This window comes from Acidimicrobiales bacterium (genome assembly GCA_035294085.1).
Lineage (GTDB): Bacteria > Actinomycetota > Acidimicrobiia > Acidimicrobiales > Bog-793 > DATGLP01.
On sequence record DATGLP010000021.1, the window covers coordinates 1 to 23534 of the forward strand.

At 75.5% G+C, this 23534-nt stretch carries 22 protein-coding genes and 1 tRNA gene; 18 read left to right on the forward strand and 5 right to left on the reverse strand.

Translation table 11 applies throughout. The features are described 5' to 3' along the window. From VKV23_07170 to VKV23_07190, 5 genes are all read right to left on the reverse strand, one after another. Nucleotides 1-1488: type IV secretory system conjugative DNA transfer family protein (locus VKV23_07170; protein ID HLI15814.1), on the reverse strand; the 1488-nt coding region annotated here is incomplete at its 3' end. Then, nucleotides 1485-2732, reverse strand: coding sequence for a DUF87 domain-containing protein (locus VKV23_07175; protein ID HLI15815.1), 1248 nt, complete (start codon nt 2730-2732; stop codon nt 1485-1487). The genes VKV23_07170 and VKV23_07175, both read right to left, overlap by 4 nt. An 8-nt stretch (nt 2733-2740) precedes the next feature. Next, the gene (locus VKV23_07180; GenBank protein HLI15816.1) at nt 2741-4162 is read right to left on the reverse strand and encodes an SCO6880 family protein; all 1422 of its coding nucleotides are present in this window, start codon (nt 4160-4162) and stop codon (nt 2741-2743) included. Further along, the gene (locus VKV23_07185; protein HLI15817.1) at nt 4152-5255 is read right to left on the reverse strand and encodes a hypothetical protein; all 1104 of its coding nucleotides are present in this window, start codon (nt 5253-5255) and stop codon (nt 4152-4154) included. The genes VKV23_07180 and VKV23_07185 overlap by 11 nt, the downstream gene beginning before the upstream one ends. Nucleotides 5256-5258: 3 nt before the next feature. Then, nucleotides 5259-5561, reverse strand: coding sequence for a DUF6112 family protein (locus VKV23_07190; protein HLI15818.1), 303 nt, complete (start codon nt 5559-5561; stop codon nt 5259-5261). Between the two features lie 165 nt (nt 5562-5726). On the opposite strand from VKV23_07190, the gene VKV23_07195 reads away from it, so the two are divergent. The 18 genes from VKV23_07195 to VKV23_07280 all read left to right on the forward strand — a co-directional run bounded on the left by VKV23_07195 (nt 5727) and on the right by VKV23_07280 (nt 23140). Further along, the gene (locus VKV23_07195) at nt 5727-7010 is read left to right on the forward strand and encodes an ATP-binding protein (GenBank protein HLI15819.1); all 1284 of its coding nucleotides are present in this window, start codon (nt 5727-5729) and stop codon (nt 7008-7010) included. Next, complete coding sequence (locus VKV23_07200) at nt 7007-7774, forward strand: response regulator transcription factor (protein ID HLI15820.1); 768 nt, start codon at nt 7007-7009, stop codon at nt 7772-7774. The genes VKV23_07195 and VKV23_07200 overlap by 4 nt, the downstream gene beginning before the upstream one ends. A gap of 25 nt (nt 7775-7799) precedes the next feature. Continuing rightward, entirely contained in the window at nt 7800-8717 is a 918-nt protein-coding gene (locus tag VKV23_07205; protein ID HLI15821.1) for an ABC transporter ATP-binding protein, read from the forward strand. Beyond that, nucleotides 8714-9439 carry an ABC transporter permease gene (locus VKV23_07210; GenBank protein HLI15822.1) on the forward strand — a complete coding sequence of 242 codons (726 nt, stop codon included), beginning with the start codon at nt 8714-8716 and terminating at the stop codon, nt 9437-9439. The genes VKV23_07205 and VKV23_07210 overlap by 4 nt, the downstream gene beginning before the upstream one ends. 77 nt (nt 9440-9516) lie before the next feature. Further along, nucleotides 9517-10470 (forward strand): COX15/CtaA family protein, encoded by a 954-nt coding sequence (locus VKV23_07215; GenBank protein HLI15823.1) that lies wholly within the window; start codon nt 9517-9519, stop codon nt 10468-10470. After that, entirely contained in the window at nt 10467-10814 is a 348-nt protein-coding gene (clpS, locus tag VKV23_07220) for an ATP-dependent Clp protease adapter ClpS (protein ID HLI15824.1), read from the forward strand. Before VKV23_07215 ends, clpS begins: the two co-directional genes overlap by 4 nt. Further along, nucleotides 10811-11398, forward strand: coding sequence for a DUF2017 family protein (locus VKV23_07225; protein HLI15825.1), 588 nt, complete (start codon nt 10811-10813; stop codon nt 11396-11398). Before clpS ends, VKV23_07225 begins: the two co-directional genes overlap by 4 nt. Then, nucleotides 11395-12711: a hypothetical protein gene (locus tag VKV23_07230; GenBank protein ID HLI15826.1), complete on the forward strand. Its 1317-nt coding sequence runs from the start codon at nt 11395-11397 to the stop codon at nt 12709-12711. Before VKV23_07225 ends, VKV23_07230 begins: the two co-directional genes overlap by 4 nt. Nucleotides 12712-12732: 21 nt before the next feature. Beyond that, a tRNA-Glu gene (locus VKV23_07235) sits at nt 12733-12805 on the forward strand. 133 nt (nt 12806-12938) lie between these two features. After that, entirely contained in the window at nt 12939-14183 is a 1245-nt protein-coding gene (locus tag VKV23_07240) for a hypothetical protein (GenBank protein ID HLI15827.1), read from the forward strand. A 156-nt stretch (nt 14184-14339) separates the two neighbouring features. Beyond that, the gene (locus VKV23_07245; GenBank protein HLI15828.1) at nt 14340-15086 is read left to right on the forward strand and encodes an SCO family protein; all 747 of its coding nucleotides are present in this window, start codon (nt 14340-14342) and stop codon (nt 15084-15086) included. A gap of 116 nt (nt 15087-15202) precedes the next feature. Next, nucleotides 15203-16306, forward strand: a complete 1104-nt coding sequence (locus VKV23_07250) for a hypothetical protein (GenBank protein HLI15829.1) — start codon at nt 15203-15205, stop codon at nt 16304-16306. A 15-nt stretch (nt 16307-16321) separates the two neighbouring features. Then, nucleotides 16322-17758, forward strand: a complete 1437-nt coding sequence (locus VKV23_07255) for a sigma 54 modulation/S30EA ribosomal C-terminal domain-containing protein (protein HLI15830.1) — start codon at nt 16322-16324, stop codon at nt 17756-17758. Between the two features lie 40 nt (nt 17759-17798). Beyond that, nucleotides 17799-18716, forward strand: a complete 918-nt coding sequence (locus VKV23_07260; GenBank protein HLI15831.1) for a TraR/DksA C4-type zinc finger protein — start codon at nt 17799-17801, stop codon at nt 18714-18716. Nucleotides 18717-18845: 129 nt separating this feature from the next. Next, nucleotides 18846-19289: a hypothetical protein gene (locus VKV23_07265; protein HLI15832.1), complete on the forward strand. Its 444-nt coding sequence runs from the start codon at nt 18846-18848 to the stop codon at nt 19287-19289. Between the two features lie 29 nt (nt 19290-19318). Beyond that, nucleotides 19319-21025, forward strand: a complete 1707-nt coding sequence (locus VKV23_07270; protein HLI15833.1) for a thiamine pyrophosphate-binding protein — start codon at nt 19319-19321, stop codon at nt 21023-21025. Between the two features lie 49 nt (nt 21026-21074). Further along, entirely contained in the window at nt 21075-22049 is a 975-nt protein-coding gene (locus VKV23_07275; GenBank protein ID HLI15834.1) for a cyclase family protein, read from the forward strand. A gap of 206 nt (nt 22050-22255) precedes the next feature. Further along, nucleotides 22256-23140, forward strand: coding sequence for a 2-hydroxy-3-oxopropionate reductase (locus VKV23_07280; GenBank protein ID HLI15835.1), 885 nt, complete (start codon nt 22256-22258; stop codon nt 23138-23140). Nucleotides 23141-23534: the final 394 nt, after the last annotated feature.

Genomic DNA, 23534 nt, shown 5'->3' on the forward strand with positions numbered 1-23534 from the left:
CCGGCTCCAGGTCGTCGTCCGCTGCCCGCTCGAGTCGAGGGTGGTCGAGTCGACGGGCCGTTCCTCCTCCCCGATCAGCGACGAGAGCTGTTCGAGCGTCGAGGGGTCGGCGATGCCCGAGCAGACGAGCTTGGCCCGGTGGTTGTTGACGATCGTCCAGGCCCGGCGCCCGTAGCGCGCCTCGATCTGGGCGAGGTCCTGGAACACCGTGACGAGCTGGATCCCCTGGGACGCACCCGTGGCGGCGACTCGGTCGAGGTCGGACAGCGGCGCCACGTTCGCCGCCTCGTCGAGGACGGCGAGCAGCGGCGGCTGCAGCGGCCGGCCGGCGCGCGCCGCGGCGTTGAAGGCCGCCTCGAAGACCCCCTGGATGATCGCGACGAAGAGCGGTGCGAGCCGCTCCTGCTCGTGGCCCGGCGCGACGAGGTACAAGGTGTGCGCTCCGGTGAGCAGCGCCTCGGGCTCGAGCAGCTCGCCGGAGCGGCTCGCCGCCTCGACGGCCGGGTCGGCGAAGGCGGCGACGACGGTCTCGGCGGTCGTGTACACCGACGAGCGCTGCCGCTCGTCCCTCCCGAAGCTGGCCTGGGCGGCGGCGATCGCCTCGCGCACCCCGGTGCGAGCGAGCGCCACCATCACCTCGGCCTCCTCCCAGGTGTCGAGCCAGCGCACGACGTCGGCCATCGAGCACTGCGCGCTCGCCGCGGCGAACAGCAGCGGGGCGAGGAGCTTCTCCGCCGTCGCGTACCAGAACGCGCCGTCCTCCAGCCCGCCGGACGCGGCGCGCCCGAGCGCGCACAGGCCGGCCGCGACGCGCCGTGCGCCGGCCCAGGTGCGCGCCCCGGTCAGCGGCGACCAGCCGACCGAGGCGGAACCCGTGGAGCCGAGCGGGTCGTAGACGAGCGCCCGGCCCAGCTGCTCACGCCAGCCGAGCGTGTGCGCGAGCAGGTCGCCCTTCACGCTCGTCGCCACGACGGGACCGCCCCACTCGAGGATCGCCGGGATGGCGAGGCCGCTCGTCTTGCCCGACTGCGTCGGCCCGAGGACGAGGAGGGAGTGGCCGGCCTCGAGGGCGACGAGCCGGCCGGCGAGGCGGCCGACCGCGACCCGCCCGGCCGAGGTGTCCCCGACGATGAGCGGCTTCAGGTCGCGCGGCCTCGCCCACGCGGCCTCCTCGACGGCGTGCGCGCTCCGCCCGAGACGTGTCCGGGCGTGGACGAGCGCCCGCCCGACGACGGCGAGCAGGCCGACGAGGGCGGCGAGCGCGCCGTAGAAGGCGGCGGGCGGCGGCCGCCTCCCCAGCCCGGGCGAGGCGGGGTGCGCGAGGACCTCGACGAGGAGGGCGAGGCACGAGCTGGGTGCCACGTCGTGGAGGCCGCGGCCCGTGGCGAGGCTCGCCAGGCCCTGCGCCGCCCAGCACACGGCGGCTACGCCGGCGACGCCGACGACGCCGAGCGCGAAGGCGGCGTCGGCGCCGTGGCGCGCGCTCACCGCACGGGACGGGCCGCCGGGGCCGGGGCGAGGCGGCCGACGAGGCGGGCGTCGGTGTCCACGAGCGAGCGCTCCCCGGGCGCGAGGCGGTGCTCGACGAGGAAGGTCCGGCCCGCGACCCGCCACAGCGCGACGCCGCGGGCCAGCCCCGCGAGCAGGTACGCCTGGCGCTCGTCGAGGCCGAGCAGCGGTGCCGCCCGGACGAGCTCGGCTCGGCTGAGTCCGTAGCAGACGACCGTCTCGCAGTCGGCGAGCAGGCCCTCGGCGAGGCGCGCCGCGACGCTCCCCTCGGCGCCCGCCGCAGCGAGGTCGGAGACGCGGTGCACCACCGCGAGGTTCGCCACCCCGTTCGCGCGCGCGAGCTTGAAGGACGCCTGCAGGAACCTCGCCGCGCCGAGGTTCGACAGGATCGCCCACGCCTCGTCGACGACGAACAGCGTCTGGCCGCCGGCGCGTCGCCACGCCGCACCGAGCGCCAGCGCCGCGCAGGTCATGAGCGCCCCGAGCGCCGGCGAGTCGTACACGGCCGAGAGGTCGAGGACGACGGCGTCCGCCGCGAGGTCGACCCCCGCCGCGGTCTGGCCGTCGAACATCCCGCGTAGCTCGCCCGCCGTGAGCCGGCGAAGCTCGAGCGCGACCTCGAGCGCGCCCTCGCGCAGCGCCTCGGCGCTGCACCCGATCGTGCGGGCGGCACGAGGGTCAGGGAACAGCAGCGCCTCGACGACCTGGCCGAGCGTCGGCGCGCCGGGCCCGGGCGCGAGCGAGCCGAGGGCGAGCTCCAGCGCGGCGTGCTCGACGGGGCGCAGCGGGCGGTCGCAGCACGCCGCGGCGAGCGCGCCGAGCGCGGCGAGGCGCTGCCGTCCGACGTCCTCGCCGGTGCCTCCCGCCACCTCGAGCGGGTTGAGGCGCGCCGTGCCGCCCGGGGACAGGCGCACTCGGCAGGCGCCGAGGGCCTCGGCGAGCGGTCCGTACTCCCCCTTCGGGTCGAGGACGACGACGCGCCTGCCGAAGGCGGCGTGGCGGTAGAGGTACGACTTGACGAAGGCGCTCTTGCCGCGCCCGATCTGGCCGAACACGACGAGGTTGGGGTTCGAGACGGCTCCCGCCTCGTAGAGCTCGAACGGATCGTGGGCGAAGAGCCCACCGAGCAGGTCGCGTCCGACGACGACCTTGGCGGCCGGCAGCGGCCGGCTCGCCATCGCCGGGTACGCGGCGCCGAGCTGCGCCGTGGTGGCCTCGTGCACCGGCAGCCTCACGGCGAGCAACCCCTGCCGACGGGCAGCGAGCAGCAGAACGCCTCGGCCTGGTTGCCGTAGAGCCGCTGCAGCTCGAGGTGGCACGCGGCCGCGGCGCGCTCGAGCGCCTCGCAGGAGGGCTCGAGGGCTGCGGGGTCGGCCGCACTCACCGTGACGTAGCCGGAGAAGCGGAAGGCCGCGTGGCCGTCGGCCAGCTCGACCTCCCGCCGCAGCACCGCCTCCTGCTCGCGCCGGCGCCTCGCGGTCAGGGCGAAGCCGTGCTGCCGGCGCAGCGCCGCGTCCGCGGCGCTGGCGGTCCGGGCGTGCTCGACGGCACGCGCCGCGACGTGGGGCGCGACGGGCGCCATCACGAGCGAGACCGCCCGCCTCAGGCGCGCCCCGACGAGCAGGGGGTGGAGGAAGTCGGTGCCGACCGCGGCGCGCGGCCACTCCGCGATCCAGTAGGTCGCGTGCCAGGTCCCGTCGGTCCGAAACATCGACCACTGCTCCTCGATCGCGACGGGCCAGGGCCAGCTGCTCCGCGCGCGCCCCTGGGGATCGACGCCGCGTGAGACGAGGGCGGCCAGCGCGGCACGCGACGGGACCCGCTGCACGCTGAGGCCCGCCTCCTCGCAGGCCTCGCGCAGTCCTCGGAGCACCCCCGCGAGCGTCGCGGCGGCGCGAGCGGCGCGCTCGTCGTGCCGGTCGGCTCGTGGGCCGTCGACGCTGACGACGAGGAGGAGCTCGTGGACGAGCGTCGCGGCCACCTCGGCATCGAGCAGCGAGGCGTACGAGCGCCTCGCCCGGAGCAGCGCGGGCGAGTCGTTCGGCGCCGCCTGCGCGAGGCGCGCGCGGTAGAGCTCGCCGCGGTCGGGCAGTGTCCGCTCGATCCACTGGAGTCGGGCGAGCGAACCGGAACGAACCTGGCCGGCGAGCAGGCTCGACCAGCGCGCGACGCGCGCCGTGCGCTCGGCGTCGCCCAGCAGCGCGAACCCCTCGCCGCCCACCTCCAGGACCGCGCTGAGGCGGCCCTCGCCGCGGTCGAGGAGCGCCCCGAACCGGCCGAGCGCTGCGCTCTCGACCTCGAGGAGCTCGAAGGCCGCGAGCGGCCCCGGGGCCCGCCGGCCGCCGGGGCCCCGCTCGATCGCCACCACCTCTCGCGACGCGCCCGAGAGCGCCTTGCGCGAGAAGCCCGCGACGACGGGGAGCCACTCCTCGAGCGTGCGCCCCCTGACGGGCCAGAAGGCCAGGGCGAGCGCCGCGAGGACGAGGACGAGCGCGAGCGGCACGCCGAGCGCGAGGCGCAGGGTGCGCAGGAGGGCCACCGCCGCGACGAGGACGGTGGCGAGGAGGAGGGCCTGAGAGGAGCGCACGCCCGCGATGAGTCCCCTCCGGTCCCGTGGCCCGAAGCTGACGCGGCGCGCGGCCTCAGGACGCATCGCCCGCGCCGGGACCGTCGGCCTCGGCGTCACCGGCGAGGCCCGCGAGCGAGCGCTCGCGCGCCGCCAGCTCCGCGCTGATCTCGGCGAGCGCGGCGTCGAAGTCGGGGCCGCCGACGGGCGAGCCCTCGGCGAGCTCGAGCTCGGGTGGCTCACCGCCCCCGTACGCTGGCACGCTGGCGCCGAGCGCGAGCGACGCCCCGGCCCGCACGCCGCGCCGCGCACGGCCCGCGACTCCCTCCAGGTGGGAGACGGCGCCCGACTCGACGACGGGCACGAGGCGCAGGAGGGCGAAGGGGGCGGTGCTCGCGAGCACGAGAAGGGCGACGCCCTCGACGGCGCCGGCCATCCCCGCCTGGGCGCCGATCACGGATCCGGCGAGGGCCAGGACCCCCGCGATCACGAGCTTCGAGGCGAGCAGCGCCGCCACCGTCTCGCCGAGGCGGCGCGCCCAGTGGGACGTTGCCGGCCACACGAGGCCGGCGAGGGCGAGCGGCAGGAAGAGCGCGGCGACAGCGATCGCCGCGGCGCGCACGACGAGCTCGAACCAGAGCACCACCGCGACGAGCGCGGCACACGCGGCGACGAGCGCGCCGCCGAAGCCCGCGCCGACGACGCCGTTCGAGAGGAGGTCGGACCCGAGGCCGCCGAGGAGGCGGTGCACCGACGGACCGGCGCTCGCGAGGAGCGCGGCGCTCAGCTCGTCGGTCGCCCGCAGGCCGAGGCCGACGAGCTCCACCGCCGCACCGCCGAGCAGGAGCGCGAGCGGCAGGCGAACGAGGACGGTGCGACCGAGCGACGCCAGGTCCTGGTGCAGCACCGCCTGGATCACGGCGAGCAGGAGCAGCGGCACGGCGACGAGGGCGCCGAGCGCGACGGAGCGCTCGAGCACCGGGGTGGCGCCCTGCCCGAGCACGGGCGTCGTCGTCGACGTGAGCGCTCGGCCGAGCGACGACACGACGAGCGCCGCACCCGAGGCGACCCAGCGCGTCAGCTCGCGCAAGATGAGGTCGCCGATCGCCTTCGGCGTGAGCGGGATGCCGAGGAGGGAGAGGGCGAGCCGGGCGTCGAGGAGCCCGCGACGCGGTCCCATCGCCTAGTGGAAGCTCTGGCCGGCGCGGAAGAGGAAGTTCAGCACGGTCGGCGCCGCCCCGATCACGAGGGCGGCGGCCCCCGAGACGAGCACGGCACGCCGCCCCGTCGCGGCGTGCTGGTAGTTGTTCGTGTGCGAGCCGAGGGCCCACGCTGCGGCGCCGACGACGAGCCCGACGAGCGACGCGAGCAGCGCCCAGAAGCCGAGACCGTTCGCGAGCTGCTCGAGCGTGTGGCTTCCCGGCAGCGCACCGGCGCTCGGGTCGAGGCTCAAGCCGGCGGTGGCGAGCGCGATGCGGTGGGACATCCGAACCTCCTTCGTCGGAGGAGCTGACCGGCGGACCGGTCGCGACGGTGGAAGGCCGGGGAGTCCCGACGAGCCGGGGGCGCCAGTCGCGCCACCCGATGCGATCCTAGGCGCGCTCTCAGTGTACTTCAATCCCCACCGGGCGCAGGCTCGCAGCTGCCATGCTTGCACCGTGCACGAAGGAGTGCCCAGCTGAACGCGCTCGTACAGGTCAGCACGCTCGAGCTCGCCGTCGCCGCCGCGGCCGTGGCCGCCGCCCTCGTCCTCGCAGCTGCCCTCGGGCGGCGTCGCAGCGCGCGCCCGCTGCGCCAGCGCCTCCTCGACCTCGGCTCGCGCCTCGGGGCCGAGCCGCCGACGAGCGAGCCGCGCAGCCTGGAGGAGGCGATGAGCCACCTCGAGCGGGCGACGGAGGCGGCCGCGGAGACCGTCGCCGAGGCGAGCGCCGAGGCGATCCGCCTCCGGCGCGCCCTCGACCGCCTCGACCAGGCGGTGATCGTCTGCGACGAACGCGGCGAGGCGGTCTTCCGAAACTCCCGGGCGATCGGCCTGCTCGCCAACCGGCACGCGGACGCCCTCGCCGCGCAGGCCGTCGACGAGCTCCTCGCGCAGGCCGCCTCGGGCGGCCCGAGCGAGCGCACGCTCGAGCTCTACGGGCCCCCGCGGCGCAGCCTGCACATGCGCGCCGAGAGCATCGACAACGGGCAGCGCTCCATCGGCGTCATCGCCGTGATCGAGGACGTCTCGGACCGCCGGCGCCTCGAGGAGGTCCGACGCGACTTCGTCGCCAACGTGAGCCACGAGCTGAAGACGCCGATGGGCGCGCTCGGCCTGCTCGCCGAGACGCTGCTCGCCGAGACCGAGCCGGAGGTCTCACGGCGCCTCGCCCAGCGCATCCACACGGAGGCCTTCCGTATCTCCCGCATCATCGACGACCTCCTCGACCTGTCCCGCATCGAGAGCGAGTCGTCGCCGCCGCGCGAACCCGTGCTCGTCAACCTCGTCATGGCCGAGGCGGCCGAGCGGGTCCGGGCCGCCGCGGAGCAGCGGCAGGTCACCGTGAAGCTGGAGGAGCCCGACCCGCCCCTCGCTGTCCTCGGCGACCGCCGCCAGCTCACCTCCGCGGTCTACAACCTGCTCGAGAACGCCGTGAAGTTCTCCTACGAGGGCGGCGTCGTGCTCTGCAGCGGCGCCGTCGAGGGTGACGAGGCGGTCATCGCCGTGACCGACCGCGGCATCGGCATCCCGTCGCGAGACCTCGAGCGCATCTTCGAGCGCTTCTACCGGGTCGACCACGGCCGGAGCCGCTCGACGGGAGGGACCGGCCTCGGCCTCGCTATCGTCCGCCACGTGGCGCAGAACCACCACGGGAGCGTGACCGTGGAGTCGCGCGAGGGCGAGGGAGCGACCTTCACCCTCCGGCTGCCCCTGCACGGGCGGGGCGAGCCGTGAGCGGGCCGACGACCGAGCACGCGTCCAGTGGCCAGATCAACGTGCTGCTGGTGGAGGACGAGGAGTCCTTCGTCGACGCGCTCGTCGTCGGGCTCGAACGCGAGGGCTTCGCCCTCACCGTCGCGCGAGACGGCATGGAGGCGCTCGCCAGGTTCCAGGAGCACGAGCCCGACCTCGTCCTGCTCGACGTGATGCTGCCGAGGATGTCGGGCATCGACGTGTGCCGCTCGATCCGGTCGCGCTCGTCGGTCCCCATCATCATGGTCACCGCCAAGTCGACCGAGATCGACACCGTCGTGGGCCTCGAGGTCGGCGCCGACGACTACGTGGCGAAGCCGTACCGACTGCGCGAGCTCGTGTCGCGCATGCGAGCCGTGCTGCGCAGGACGCCGCGCGAGCTGCCCCCGGCCGCGCCGCGCGAGAGCGCGCCGGCGGCTCCGCCCGCGGCCGGCAACGTGCTCGAGGTCGCCGGCGTCCGCCTCGACCTCGACCGCCACGAGTGCACCGTACGGGGCCAGGAGGTGAGCCTCCCCCTCAAGGAGTTCGAGCTGCTCGAGCACCTCCTCCTCAACGCGGGCCGGGTGGTGACGCGCGACAGCCTGATCGACCGCGTCTGGGGCCTCGACTACGTCGGCGACACGAAGACGCTCGACGTCCACGTGAAGCGCCTGCGCTCGAAGATCGAGCCGGACCCCTCGCGGCCGACGCTCATCACCACCGTGCGCGGCGTCGGCTACCGCTTCGAGGTCCCGCGCCCGCGCTGAGCGACCGGCGCTAGCCTCCGACGGGATGCCGAGCATCGAGGTCCAGGACCTCGTCGTCCGCTACGGCGCGCGCGTCGCCGTCGACCGGGTGAGCTTCGTCGTCGACCCGGGCGAGGTCGTGGCGCTGCTCGGGCGCAACGGAGCGGGCAAGACGACGACGGTCGAGACCCTGGAGGGCTACCGCCGCCCCGACGAGGGACGCGTGCGCGTCCTCGGCCTCGACCCCGTCGCCCACCACGACGCGCTCGTCGGGCGGATCGGGGTCATGCTCCAAGGTGGCGGCCTCTACCCGATGATGCCGCCGGAGCGGGCCATCCGGCTCTTCGCCGCGTACTACGAGCACCCCCGCGACCCGGCCGAGCTGGTCGAGCTGCTCGGCCTCGCCGAGGTGGCGCGCACGCCGGCGAAGCGCCTCTCGGGTGGCGAGCGCCAGCGGCTGTCGCTCGCGCTCGCGCTCGTCGGCCGGCCCGAGGTCGTCTTCCTCGACGAGCCCACGGCGGGCGTCGACCCGAGTGGCCGCCTCGTCATCCGGCGCGTCGTCGCCGACCTGCGTGCCGAGGGGGCCGCCGTCCTGCTCACCACGCACGAGCTCGCCGAGGCCGAGCGCATCGCCGACCGGGTGGTGATCCTCGAGCGCGGCCGGGTCGTCGCCAGCGGGGCGCCCGGCGACCTCGCGGCGCCCGAGGCGGCGATCCGTTTCGCCGCTTCGGGCCGCGTCGACCTCGACGCGCTCGGCGAGGCGCTGCACGCGCCGGTGACCGAGGAGGCGCCCGGGCGCTACCGGGTCGCGGCCGTCCCCGACCCCACCACCGTCGCCACGCTCACCGCCTGGCTCGCCGACCACGACGTCGCGCTCGCCGACCTGCGCACGGGGGGGCGCAGCCTCGAGGAGGTCTTCCTCGAGCTCGTCGGACCCGACGGCGACGGGCTCGGCGCCCGATGAGCCGGCGCGCGCTCGCCGCGCAGTTCGCCGCCGAGGTCCGCATGACCCTCGAGCGCGGCGAGTCGCTCCTCGTCACCTTCGGCATCCCGATCGGCCTCCTCGTCTTCTTCAGCGAGGTCCCGGTCCTGCCGACCGGCACCGCGCGGCGGATCGACTTCCTCGCCCCGGGCGTCCTCTCCCTCGCGGTGATGTCGACGGCGATGGTGAGCCTCGGGATCGCCACGGGCTTCGAGCGCAGCTACGGCGTGCTGAAGCGGCTCGGCGCCACCCCCCTCGGGCGGCGGCGGCTCCTCGCCGCCAAGATCGCCGCGGTCCTCGCCGTCGAGTGCGTCCAGGTGCTCGTCATCGGGGGCATCGCTGCGGGGCTCGGCTGGCGGCCGCCGAGCTCGACCGGTCTCGGCGTGCTCGCCGCGCTGGTCGCCACCGTCGCATTCGGCGGCATCGGCCTCCTGCTCGCCGGGACCCTCCGTGCCGAGGTCAACCTGGCGGTCGTGAACGGACTGTACGTGCTCCTCCTCCTCCTCGGCGGGATCGTCTTCCCGCTCGACAGGCTCGGCGGCGGCGCGCCCGTCGCGCGGGCGCTGCCGGCCGGCGCGCTCTCGGAGGTGCTGCACGGGACGCTCGGCGCGGGCGGCGGCGCGCCCGCCGGCGCGTGGGCCGCGCTCGGAGCGTGGGCCGTCCTCGCCCCCGCGCTCGCCGCCGCCACCTTCCGCTTCGAGTGACCTCGAGCCCGCTCGCAGCGGCGCTCCGCCCCGGCCCGAGGCGAGGCACCTCCTCGGGCCTTCTACGATGGGGCGCGGTGCGCTCCACTCGCGTCAGCCCTGCCGCGTTCGCCTGGATCGCCTCCCTCGCCGTCGTGTGCTTCGCGCTCCTCGTCGCGACCGGCGGCGCGGTGCGCCTCACCGGGTCGGGGCTCGGCTGCCCCGACTGGCCCAGCTGCTACGCACACCGCTTCACCGCGGCGGCCTCCTTCCACCCGATCGTCGAGTTCTCCAACCGCGTCGTCACGGTCGCCGTGACCGTCGTCTCCGCGGTCGCGTTCGTGGCGGCCTGGCGCCGCGAGCCCGTGCGCCGCGACCTCGTCGTCCTGTCCGGCGGGCTCGTGGCCGGCATCGTCGCCCAGATCGTGCTGGGGGGGCTCGTCGTGCTCTTCAGGCTGAACCCCTACCTCGTTGCGCTCCACTTCCTCCTCACCTTCGCCGTGCTCGGCGACGCCCTCGTGCTCGCGCACCTCGCACGATCCCCTCGGACCCCCCGCGAGCCGCTCGTCGGGCGCGACCTCCTCTGGCTGTCGCGACTCGAGCTCGGGACCTTCGCGCTGCTCGTGACCATCGGCACCGTCGTGACCGGCGCAGGACCGCACGCCGGCGGCCCCGGCGCGAAGCGGATCGACGTCGCGTTCCGCGACATCGCCGAGCTGCACTCGACCGTCGCGCTCTTCCTCATCGGCGGCGTCCTCGCGACCCTCTTCGCCCTCCACCAGGCGGGCGCTCCCGCCCCCGTGCAGCGCCGTGCGCGGCGCCTGCTCGAGGTGCTCGCGCTGCAGGGCGCCCTCGGCTACATGCAGTACTTCCTCCACGACGCCGCCACGGTCGTCGAGCTCCACCTCATCGGGGCGACGATCGCGTGGTGCGCGTTCGTCGGCTACTACCTGTCGCTGCACCGCCACCCGGCGACCGCGCCGGCCGCCGGACTCGGCGCCGAGGAGCCCGCCGCGCTCCTCAGACCGGTCGCAGGCGTGCGCGCGCCGTGAGCGAGCCCCTCCTTCCCAGCGCGCGGGCCGAGGGCGAGGGCCGCGTGGGCTCGACCGGGACGCTGACGCGCCTCGCGCACGACGAGGAGGTCGGGGAGGAGACGCGTGCCGACCACCCCTGGCTCGTCGTCGTCTGGAACGACCCGATCAACCTCATGAGCTACGTGACCTACGTGTTCCAGAAGCTCTTCGGTTACTCGCGCGAGAAGGCGACGAAGCTCATGCTCGACGTGCACCACAAAGGACGCGCCGTCGTCGCGAGCGGGCCGCGGGAGCGGGCCGAGCTCGACGTCGCCCGCCTGCACCGTCACGGGCTGTGGGCGACGCTGGAGCACCCCGATTGACGCGGCGGCGCCACCTGTTCCGCCCGAGCGCCCGAGGCGGCTTCGACGTCGAGCTGCGCGAGGACGAGCGCGCGCTGCTGGCGGCGCTCCCGGCGCGGCTGATCGCGGCGCTCGAGCGGGTCGGCGCGAGCGACGCGCCGGTGCCCGAGAGCCTGCGGCGCCTCCTCCCCCCCGCCTACCTGACCGACGCCGCGGCCGAGTCGGCCTACGTCCGGCTCGTGCGCAGCGAACTCGTCGCCGAGCACCGGGCGGCGCTCGACCTGCTCGTCGCAACGGCCGGGACGACCCACCTTCGTGCGAGCGAGCTCGAGTCCTGGCTGCTCGCCGTCAACGACCTGCGGCTCGTGCTCGGGACCTCCCTCGAGGTGACCGAGGACGTACGCGAGCTCGACCCCGACGATGCGCGCTACGGCGAGTGGGTCTGCTACCACTACCTCTCCTACCTCGCCGAGGAGGCGGTCGAGGCCTTGAGCGGGCTGCTGCCGCCCGCCAACCCGCTGGCAGGGGACGACCTGCCCGACGACCCGTGGGGCGACCCGCCCGGCGGGCTGCGCTGGGACGGCACGCCTGCACCGGGCGGATGACCGCCGCCCTGCCCCGTCTCGTCACCCTCATGGGGTCCGGCGAGCTGGCCCCGACCATGGTGAAGGTCCACCGCTCCCTCCTCGGACGCCTCGGTCCGCCGCCGGTCCCCGCGCTCCTCCTCGACACCCCCTTCGGCTTCCAGGAGAACGCCGGCGAGCTCGCCGCCAAGGCGGTGCGGTACTTCGCCGAGAGCCTGCGCACGAAGCTCGAGGTGGCGAGCCTCGACCGGCCGGCGGCCGGGGAGCCGGACACCGGCGTGCTCGCCGAGGAGGAGCTCGCGCTGCAGCTGCGCAGGGCCCGCTACGTCTTCTCGGGCCCGGGCAGCCCGAGCTACGCACTGCGGCGCTGGCGGGGGACGGTCGTCCCGCAGCTCCTCGCCGACAAGCTCGCCCACGGCGGGGCGGTCACCTTCGCGAGCGCCGCGGCGCTCACCCTCGGCGCCTACACCGTCCCCGTGTACGAGGTCTACAAGGTCGGCGAGGACCCCCACTGGCTCGAAGGGCTCGACGTGCTCAAGGTCGCGGGACTGAAGGTGGCGGTCATCCCGCACTTCAACAACGCCGAGGGGGGGACCCACGACACGCGCTTTTGCTACCTCGGCGAGCGACGGCTGCGCTGCATGGAGGAGCAGCTCCCCCCGGACTGCTTCGTGCTCGGGATCGACGAGCACACGGCGCTCGCGTGCGACCTCGACGCCCGACTCGCGACGATCGAGGGTCTCGGGCTCGTGACGGTGCGCCACGCGGGACGATCCACCACCTTCGAGCCGGGGGTGGTGCCGCTCGACGCGCTGGCCGAGGCAGCCTTCGTCGGGCGGTCCCGACGCCCGCGCGAGCGTGCGGCCACCGCCGAGCGCGAGGAGGCGGCCGCCGGCAGCCTCGCCGCTGCGCCGATCGCACGGATCGCCCACGACCAGGAGCAAGCCTTCGACGCGGCGCTGGGACGCGCCGACGCGCGCGGCGCGGTCGAGGCCGTCCTCGAGCTCGAGCGCCGGCTCGGGGAGTGGGCGACCGACATCCCCCAGGGCGACGAGCTCGACCGGGCGCGCGCCAGCCTGCGCGCCATGGTCGTCGAGCTCGGCAGGCTCGCCGAGCCGGGCGTACGCGGACCCGTCGAGATCCTCCGCCCCTTCGTCGAGCTCCTCCTTGCGGTGCGCGAGGAGGCGAGGGCGGCGGGGGACTTCGGCACCGCCGACCGCATCCGGGAGCGGATGGCTCGCCTCGGCGTCGAGGTTCGGGACACGCCGCACGGCCCGCAGTGGCTGCTGCGCGCCCAGCCCGACCAGGAGGGATCCGGGCCGACCCGCTGGTAGTCTCGGGCGCTCGCGCGACCGGCCCCCATCGTCCAGCGGCCGAGGACGTCGCCCTTTCAAGGCGGAAACACGGGTTCGAATCCCGTTGGGGGTGCGCCTTCGGCGGATCGCGCGTCGCGGCGCGGCCCGGCGCTCGGCGGTGCTGCCCGCGTTGATCGGCAGGGCGCGCCGCGTGAGAATGCCACCGGCGCGCCCGTCGCGACCCCGCCCCCGACCCGGAGCCCTCGATGCCACGAGCACGCACCCCAGCCCTCCTCGCCGCCGGCGCCCTCGTGCTGAGCGCCGGCCTCGCGGCGGCAGGCGCCTTGCCGGCGAGTTCGGCCGCGTCGGCCCGGGCACGGCCGGCGAGCGCCGGCGCCACCAGCGTCGTCTACAGCTTCGGGGTCGTCGGCACCGGGTTCGGGCCGAAGATCACGTCGCTCGAGCACCGCGTCCCGAGCCAGGTGCGCGGGATCCCCGGCACGGTCGTCGAGGTGGCGACGTCGAACTCCGACACCTACGCGCTGACCGCCGCCGGGACCGTGTGGGCGTGGGGCGCGGGCGCCAACGGCGAGCTCGGGAACGGCACCACCACCCCGTTCGCCGGTACCCCGGTCGAGGTGCACCTCCCAGCCGGCGTGCGGGTCACGGCCCTCGCCAACCCGATGCCCTACGACTCGGCGCTCGTCGTCGACTCCACGGGGCGCGTCTACGGCTGGGGGTACAACTGGCGGCACTCCATCTGCCTGGCCCGCACCGACGTGCTCACCCCTCGCCCGCTCCCGCTGTCGGGCGTGACCCTCGCGGTCGGCGCCGGGGGCCACAGCCTCTTCGACGCCGGCGGTCGCGTCTACGCCTGCGGGCGCAACAGCGCGGGCGAGCTCGGCGACGGGACGACGGCCGACGCGGCGACGCCCACGCCGGTGCACCTGCCCGAAGCGCCGGTGCGCGCGCTCGTCGCCTCCTGGCAGGACTCGGGAGCGCTGCTCGCCAACGGGTCCTACTACGACTGGGGCTTCAACCGCGGCGGCCAGCTCGGCGACGGCACGACCGTGCCGAGCTCGCTGCCGGTCAGAGTCCACCTCCCCGGCCCCGTCCGCACGGTGTCGCAGGGGGGCAGCCGGGCGACGAACGGCCAGACGCTCGCCGTCCTCGCCGACGGTTCGGTGTGGGCCTGGGGCGACGGCTCCTACGGCCAGCTCGGCGACGGCACGACGGCACCCTCGCGCCGCCCGGTGCGCGTCGCGTTCCCCCCTGGCGTGCGCATCCGCCAGGTCTTCTCCGGCGGCGACTCGAGCTACGCGCTGAGCGCGACGGGAACGCTGTGGTCGTGGGGCGGCAACCGCTACGGCCAGCTCGGCGACGGCACGACGACGCCGAGGGCACGGCCGGCACCGGTCGGGCTGCGCCTCAGCGAGATCTCGGCCACGGCCACGAACGCCGCCGGGCTGGTCTCAACCGGGAGCGCGGACGCCCGCCGACCGGGCGCGTGAGGCGAGTCCCGACGCGGCGCGCCCCAGCGAAGCGCGCGCGGCCGCGGTCGTCCACCGGCCGGCCCCGGTAGCATCGGCGCGAAGCCCGGGGCCCAGCCGGCAGCCGGCGCGCAGCCACGCCGGGCAGGAGGGCACGCCCTTGCCGGGAGGAGCCACGTGACCGTCGACGGAGCGCGCGAGCTGCCCGGCGCGAGCGCGCGCCCCCGGCGGCGGCGCACGATCGGCGCGATCTCGCTCACGGCCCTCGCGGGGACGGCCGCCGTCCTCGTCGGCGTGATCGGCCGGGGGGGCGCGACGCCGGCTCCGCCGCCGCTCGCGCGCGGCGTCCCGAGCGCGCTCGCGGACCTCATGGGCCTCTCAGCGCTCCCCGCCAGGGCCGCTCCCGCCTTCACCCTCGTCGACCAGCACGGACGGCGCGTGTCGCTCCGGTCGCTGCGCGGCCGGGCCGTCGTGCTCGAGTTCATGGACCCCCACTGCGTGGACGTCTGCCCGATCGTCGCCCAGGAGTTCGTCGACGCCTATCGCGACCTCGGAGGGACCGCCGCTCGCGTCGACTTCGTGGCCGTGAACGTCAACCCCTACCACCGGGCGGTCTCGGACGTCGCCGCCTTCACGCGCGAGCACGGGCTGAGCGCCATCCCGAGCTGGGAGTTCCTCACTGGTCCGGTGCGCCGCCTCGAAGCCGTGTGGCACGGCTACGACGTCTACGTCCACGCACCGAGCAGGAACGCCGACGTGATCCACACGTCGATCGTCTACTTCATCGACCCGCTCGGGCGCGAGCGCTACGTGGCCGCTCCCCAGGTGGACCACACCGCTTCGGGAAGGGCCTACCTCCCACCCGCGCCCCTCGCGGCCTGGGGCAGGGGGATCGCCACCGTGGCGCGCGACCTCGCCGCCTGAGGCGCGCGAGACCGCGAGGCGGCTGCCCGCTGGACCGAAAGTCCCTACCTGGTCGAGCCAGGCCTCCACAAGATGACCCCTGTGGAGGCGAGGCGCAGCGGTGAGGAGGCCGGCTCGTGGTGGTGAGCCCGGCCGAGCTGCACGAGCTTGCCGCTCGGCGCGGCGAGCCGGTGACCACGACCCTGTACCTCGACGTCGACGGCCGCCGGCGCCCGCGCCACGCGAGCCTGGCCGGCGAGCTGGCCGAGCTGGCGCGCGCCGCGCGCGCGGCGTCCGCCGAGCTCGACGAGGAGGCGCGCGACGCGGTCGCCGCCGAGCTCGCCCGCATCGAGGCGTGGTTCGCCTCGGGCGTGGACCGCCGAGGGCTGCGGGGGCTCGCCGTCTTCTCGTCGACGGACGACGGCGACGTCCGCGTCGTGCCCCTCGCCGCGCCGGTGAGCGCGCAGGCGCACGTCGGCGAGCACGCCCACCTCGGCCAGCTCGTCGCAGCGCTCGGCGACTGGCCGCCGACGCTCGTCGCCCTCGTGGACGACGAGCACGCTCGCCTGTTCCACCTGGAGCTCGGCGAGATCGAGGAGCACGAGGGCCCCGTCAGCGAGCACGCACGCCGGGTCGACACCGACACCGAGCTCGGCGCCTTCGAGCGGCGCGCCGAGGAGGCCGTCCGCCGGCACCTGCGCGCCGTCTCGGCGAGCGTCGAGGCCGAGGTGGCCCGTTCCCGCGTCGAGTGGGTCGTTCTGGCGGGACCATCGGGCCCCGCACTGGCGGAGGTGCTGGCGCCGGCGACGCGTCGCCTCGTCGCCGGCGTCGTCCCGCTCGAGGTGCGCGCGACCGCGGCGCAGGTCGCCAAGCGGGTCCGGCCCGTCGTCGAGGCGGCGATCCGAGCGCGGCGGCGGGCGCTCCTCGCCTCGCTCGCCGACGAGGCAGGTGCCCAGGGACGGGCCGCGATCGGTCTCGCGGACACGGTCACGGCGCTCGAGGCGCGCGACGTGGAGGCGCTCGTCGTGCGACGCGGCTACCACGTGCCCGGCGTCCGCTGCCCGGCCTGCGGCCTGCTCCAGGAGCGCAGAGCGACCTGCGCGCGCTGCGGGGCACCGACGAGGGGGGTCGGCGACCTCGTCGGGGAGATCATCGCCGAGGCCCTCCTCGAGGGAGCCGACGTCGAGATCGTCGACGAGCCCGTGGCGACGGGTTCCATCGGCGTCCTCGAACGCCACTGAGAGCAGGAGCGCGCGATGCCCGATGGCGTGATGCGGTGGTTCGACGAGGAGGCCGGCGAGGGCCTCGTGGTACGGGCCGGCCAGCGCTTCAGAGCCTGGGCGGGTGACACCGAGCCCGACGCGCGCCAGCCGGGAGCGCGGGTCCACTTCGACGCGAAGGAGGTCGACGGCGTCGCGCGAGCGGTCAACGTGTCGCTGCGGCACGGCACCCGCGTGTCGCGGCGCCAGGACGACTTCGCCACCCTCGCCGGCGCGCGCCGTGCCGAGGCGAAGGGGCCGGAGCCCTTCGCCGGCGTCCACCCCGAGCTCCTGCCCGCCTACCTCGCGCACCCGATCGAGCTCGTGCGGCGGTGGGCGGACGACCTCGCGCGCGGCGACGTCGACGCGGCCCTCGCGCTCTACGCGCCCGATGCGAGAATCTCGGTCGGGGACGTCAAGGTGGCCGGTCGGCGCAACCTGCAATCCCTGCTCGAAGGCCACCCGGTCCGCGGCTCGCGACGGCGAGCCCGCGTCCGAGGCGTGGACGGCGAGTTCGAGGCGGTGTGGGAGCCCGCCGAGCCAGGCGAGCGTGGCGTCGCCGTTCGCTGCCGCGTCGAGCGCGGACTGCTCAGCGAGCAGCGCTTCACGGACATCCACCCCGTCGGCCGCGCCGGCGCGCCAGCGGCGGCGCCGTTCCCGATCGAGGTGGTCGTGCGCGGGGCGGTGGCGCGAGAAGCGGTCGCCTACGCCCGCAGCCGACTCGCCGACATCGCCAGCTTGAAGGGACGGCGCGTCCTCTTCGCCCGGATCCGGCTCTCGGAGCTCGCCGACCCGGCGCGCTCGCGCCCGTCGGTCTGCGAGGTCGAGATCGACCTCGACGGGGACCTCCTGCGCGCGCACGTCGCGGCGCGCTCGATGCACGAGGCCGTCGACCTCGTCCAGCGCCGCGTGCGCGACAAGGCGGAGCACCTCGAGCAGCGGCGCCTCGCCAGGCGCCGCGAGACCGGGGCGGCCGCACCCGGAAGGTGGCGGCACGGCGACCTGCCGACGGCCCGGCCCGAGCACTACGAGCGACCGGTGGAGGAGCGCCAGCTCGTACGGCACAAGACCCTCGCCACCGAGGAGCTCACGCTCGACGAGGCGGCGTTCGACATGGAGCAGCTCGACTTCGACTTCTACCTGTTTCGCGACCTCGAGACGGGCCTCGACAGCGTGCTCGAGCGCCTCGACGGCGGGGGGTTCGTGCTGCACCAGCTCGGCGAGCCCGCGGGCGAGCCACCCGCTGCCACCGTGCCGGTCGTTCGCTCCCCCGCGCCGGTGCCCACGCTGAGCGTCGACGAGGCGATCGAGCGCCTCAACCTCGGCAAGGAGCGCTTCGTCTTCTTCCGCCACCCGCGCACCGGCCGAGGCGCCGTCGTCTACCTGCGCTACGACGGGCACTACGGGCTCATCACCTGCGAGGAGTCACCATGAGGACGAGCGCGAAGCGGCACGCGACGATCGGGGGCCGCCGATGAGCCCGGAGCGTCCAGGCGAAGGCGGGGAGCCGACCACGGCGGGCCCGCCGGGCGAAGCGGTCGAGGGTCCGCTCGAGGACGACGCGGCGGTGCTGCGCGAGCCCGTCACGCTCGAGCCCTCGCTCCTCGACGAGGCGGAGCTCGACCGGCAGTGGGCGGACGAGCCTTCCGACCTCGCGGGCGAGGAGGACGAGGAGGCCGCCGTCGAGGCGAGGACCGCGCTCGAGCCGCCGCTGGAAGCCTTCGACGAGACGATCGAGCCCGAGGAGCTCGAGGAGCGCCTCGAGAGCGAGGCCGAGGCGGCCGAGGAGGTGTCCATCCACGAGGAGGAGCCCGTCCTCGAGGCGCTCCTCGACGAGGGGACGCCGCTCGAGGAGCTGCCCGCGGACGCCGTCGCCGACGAGCTCGAGCTGGAGCGCGAGGGCGGGCCGGCGGAGGCACGCGCCGAACGGACCTGGCGGCCTCCCCCGCTGCTGCCTCGGGTGGTCCCGACGGAGACGCAAGGTACCGGGGGGACGATCGACCTCGAGGTCGCCCGCCGCCGCCTGCTCGCCGAGCGAGCCCGCCTCGAGCGCCTGCGCGGCGACCTCGAGGAGGGGGGGCTGCGCAGCCGGAGCGAGCAGGAGGACCTGTCCGAGCTCTCGGCCGTCGACCAGCACCCGGCGGACCAGGGAACCGAGACCTTCGACCGCGAGCGCGACGTCTCCCTGCGGGACCAGGTCGAGGGCGAGCTCCTCGAGATCGAGCGGGCCCTGCAGCGCGTCGAGGCCGGTACCTACGGCCGCTGCGAGGCGTGCGGGCGCGCCATCGGCGAGGACCGCCTGGAGGCCGAGCCGGCGACGCGCTTCTGCCTCGAGGATCAGCTGGCGGCCGAGCGCGAGGCCTTCGCCGAGGTCCCCGAGTCCGAGGCCTGACCGGGCGGCACGGCCCGGGAGCCCGCCGCGCCCGGCCTCGCCGGTTGCGCCCGCTCGTGCTCGCCGGGGATAGTTGCCGACGAGCGCGGCGGCCGACGGGACGCTGCCGGGTGCCGAGCGGGGGTGGCCGTGGACGAAGCGCAGTGCCTGCCGGACGCGCTCGCGGCCGGCGGCGTCTCGGCCGTGCCCCTCGTGCCGACGGCCGGCGAGCTCGAGCGGGGCACGCGCGTCGCGAGGATCGTGACGCACGGGGAGCAGGTTGCGGCCGACGCGGCCGACGACGCGCGAGCGAGCCGACGGCCGGGCGTGTGCCCGGCGCACCGGTCCGGCGCGCTCGTCGGGAGGAGGCGGGGGGCGCGCCGGCGCGCCGCGTGGCACGCCGGAATGGCCGGGCACGGTCGCGTCGCGGCGAGAGGACCGTCGGCGCGTGGCTCGCTCGTCGCCGTCGTGGGCTCTGCCGACGAGCGCGGCGGTCCGGCGACGGCCTTCCGTCCGAGCCAGCCCGCCCGCCCGCGGGGCGCGCGGCCGGCGAGGCCCGAGGCTGCGCCGGTGGCGTCGCCGCACCGCCAGTGACTCGAGCAGGAGGACCAGGAGGACCACACGTGCAGCACGCGCCCGCGGAGCCCGTCGCCCCCACCGGAGCCGAGGTCCTCGCCGAGATGCTCGCCGCCTACGGCGTCACGCACCTGTTCATGGTCCCCGCCGTCCTCCGGCGCACGATGGCGGAGCTCGAGCGCCGGACCTCGATCGCCCGGATCCACACCCACGGCGAGAAGGCGGCGGCGTACATGGCGGACGGCTACGCGCGCGCCGCGCGCCGTCCCGGGGTGTGCGCGGCGCAGGTGGTCGGTGCGCTCAACCTCGCCGCCGGGCTGCGCGAGCCGTGGCTCGCCCACTCGCCGGTCATCGCCTTCACCGGCGGGCGGGACCCGGCGACGAAGTTCCGCCCCGTCTACCAGGAGGTCGACGACCTCCCCGCCTTCGAGCCGGTGACGAAGCTCAACGCGACGATCGACGACGTCGCGCGCGTCCCGGACATGGTGAGCCAGGCCTTCCGCGTCGCCACGTCCGGCTGCCCGGGGCCGGTCCACCTGCAGCTGCGAGGCAACGAAGCCCAGATCGACGCCGAGCGCGCCGAGATGGGCCCCCTCGTCGACGCTCGCTTCGCCACGCTCCCCCCGTTCCGGCCGGTGGCGGACGACGGTGCGATCCGCGAGGCGCTCGGCCACCTGCGCGCGGCGCGCCGCCCGGTGCTCGTGGCGGGTGGCGGCGTCGTCGCCTCCGGCGCGGCGCGCGAGCTCGTCGCCCTCGCCGAGGGGCTCGCCCTCCCCGTCGCGACGTCCCTGAACGGCAAGGAGGTGATCGCGGGAAGCCACCCCCTCGCCGTGGGCGTCGTCGGCGCGTACTCGCGCGCCAGTGCCAACCAGGTCGTCGACCGGGCGGACCTCGTCTTCTTCGTCGGGACCGAGACCGGCAGCATGACGACGCACTCCTGGCGCGTCCCCGAGATCGGGACGCCCGCCCTTCAGCTCGACATCGAACCCACGCACCTCGGGCGGAACTACCCCCTCCTCGTCGCGCTCGCGGGCGACGCGAAGGCGACCCTCGCTCGGATGCTCGAGCTCGCCGGCGACGAGACCCCGGCGCGCGACGCGTGGCTCGAGGAGGTCCGGGAGCTGTGTGCCTCCTGGCGGCGCGAGCAGGCACCGCTGCTCGCCTCCGAGGAGGCGCCGACTCGACCCGAGCGCCTCTGCGCAGAGCTCGCCGAGCTCGTCGAGGACGACGCCATCGTCGTCGTCGACACGGGCCACGCCGGGATCTGGATGGGGGCCATGTTCGACGTCCGCTCGCCGGACCAGCGCTACCTGCGAAGCTGCGGCCACCTCGGCTGGGCGTTCCCCGCCGGCCTCGGGGCGCGCTGCGCGCGCCCCGACCGCCCCGTCCTCGTCTTCACCGGGGACGCCGGCTTCTGGTACCACATCGCCGAGCTCGAGACGGCGGTGCGGTGGGGCATCGACACGGTGACGGTCGTCAACAACAACAGCGCCGGCAACCAGTCCAAGCGGGGCTTCGAGCGCGCCTACGACGGCCAGCCGACCGAGCGCTCGCGCGAGCTGTGGACCTTCACCGACGTCGACTTCGCACGCCTCGCCGAGGACGTGGGCGCGTTCGGGGTGCGGGTCGACAAGCCGGGCGATCTCGCTGGCGCCATCGCCCGGGCGCGGGCCTCGGGCCGACCCGCGGTCGTCGACGTCCGGACCGACTGCGAGATCCTCGCACCCACGCCGTGGACCCCCGCCCCGCGGTGACGAGGCGGCACGGCGCCGGCTGGACGCCTCCCGAGGAGAGGAGCGAGCGATGAGCGAGACGCGGCCGAGCATCGAGACGGTGCGCGCCCTTGCGGCCAGGTACTCGAACTGGGGGCGCTGGGGCCCCGACGACCAGCGCGGCACGCTCAACCACGTGCGCGAGGAGGACCGGGTCAAGGCCGCGTCCCTCGTGCGCGCCGGCCGCGCCATCTCGATGGCGCTCCCGTTCGACGAGCACGGACCGCAGCAGGGCAGCTTCAACCGGTTCAACCCGATCCACCTCATGACGCGCGACGGCGCGGACGCCCTGGCGGGCACGTCGGTGCGCGACTTCTACGGGGGCGACGACCGCCACTTCCGCGGCACGGACGACATCGTGATCATGCCGCTGCAGTGCGGGACGCAGTGGGACTCCCTGGCCCACGTCGTGTTCGAGGGCAGGATCTACAACGGCTACGGGGCCGACCAGGTGTCGAGCAAGGGAGCGCTGAAGAACGACATCGCGAACGCGGCGAGCGACATGGTCGGGCGAGGCGTGCTCCTCGACGTCGCGCGCAGCCGCTCGGTCCCGTGGCTCGAGCCGGGCACGCCGATCGGGGCGGAAGACCTCGAGGCGGCCGCGCGCCGGGAGGGGGTCGACGTCGGGCGGGGCGACTTCGTCTTCGTCCGCACGGGTGCGCTCGCCCGGGTGCGCGCCGAGGGCAGGTGGGGAGACTACGCAGGCGGCCCCGCCCCGGGTCTCGGCCTCGCGAGCGTCGAGTGGGTGGCGGATCACGAGATCGCTGCCATCGCCACCGACACCTGGGGGATGGAGGTGCTGCCGAACGAGACGCCCGACGTCTTACAGCCGCTCCACATCATCTTCATCGTGTACCTGGGCCTGTCGGTCGGCGAGATCTTCGACCTCGAGCGCCTCGCCGAGGACTGCGCGAGCGACGGCGTCTACGAGTTCCTCTTCTGCGGGCCCCCGCTGCCCTTCACACGCGCCGTCGGGTCGCCCCTCAACCCGATGGCGATCAAGTAGGCCGTGGCTCGCCGAGACAGGTCAGGGCCCGAGGGCGACCGGCAGGCCGCGACCGGCGCGCCCGACCGGAGGACGTGGCGCTCCCCGCCGGGCTCGGACGGCGCCGCGCAGCGGACGGCAGCGGGCGCGCCGGCACGCCCGCAGCACCGCGAGGGCCGGTCGGTCGAGACCGCCGTCGACCTTCGACTCGTCCAGGAAGAGGGCAGGTGCAGTCGGTAGGGTTCATCGGCCTCGGGATCATGGGCGCCCCCATGGCGGTCAACCTCGCGCGAGCCGGCTTCGACGTCGTGGGGTTCAACCGCACCCCGGACAAGACGAGGCGGGTCGCCTCGAGCGGCGTGCGCCCGGCCTCGTCGATCGCCGAGGCAGTGACCGGGCGCGAGGCCGTGATCACCATGGTCCCCGACTCGTCCGACGTCCTCGAGGTCGCCCTCGGCGCCGGCGGGGTGTTCGAGCACGCCGCTCCGGGGCTCCTCTACGTGGACATGAGCACGATCCGCCCGGACGTGGCGGCGAGGATCGCGGCCGAAGGGACGGCGCGGGGGATCGACGTCGTCGACGCCCCGGTGAGCGGTGGCGAGGCCGGCGCCGTCGAGGCGACCCTCTCCATCATGGTGGGCGGCACCGAGCGGGCGTTCGAGCGGGCGCGCCCGCTGCTGCAGGCCCTCGGCAGCACGATCGTGCACGTCGGGCCGCCCGGCTCGGGCCAGACGGTGAAGGCGGCGAACCAGCTGATCGTCGCAGCGAACCTCCAGGGCCTCGCCGAGGCCATCGTCTTCCTCGAGGCGCACGGGGTCGAGACGGCCCGCGCCCTCGAGGTACTCCAAGGCGGCCTCGCGGGCAGCGCGGTCCTCGAGCGCAAGGCCCCGAGCATGCTCGCGCGCTCGTTCGACCCCGGCTTCCGCCTCGCGCTGTTCCACAAGGACCTGGGCATCGTCCAGGACGCGGCGCGCGAGCGCGGCGTCACGACGCTGCTCGGAGCGCTCGTCGCACAGATCGTCGGGGCCCTCGTGCGCCGCGGGGATGGCGACCTCGACCACTCGGCCGTGATCCGGCTCGTCGACAGCCTGTCGCAGCCGGCGCCACGCTGAGGCGGCGAGGGACGGCTCGGCACCCCCGGGGCCGAAGCGAGCTCGAGCGGCGCAGCCCGGCGCCTCGCGAGCCGGGCGAGCAAGCAGCCGGGCCCGGCGACGCCAGCGGCCACGTCGCCGGTCACCTCGCGCGCCGCCGGAGTCCCCCGCCGTCGTCCCGGAGGACGACGGCGGGAGTCTCAGGTGGTCGGGACCGGCGTCGATCCGGTGACCTCGCGCCTTTCAGGCGCGATGAGGGCCCTTTCGAGGGGACAGGCAGCCTCCGAGTTTAGGCAAAGTACCAGCTCAGCATGGCCAGAGGTTCCGAACTCGACCGCCATTGTTGACCGCCAGATACCCCTGTTCTCCGTTCGGTGTGGCACGGATGTGTCACGAAGCCCGGCGCTCCTTGGCG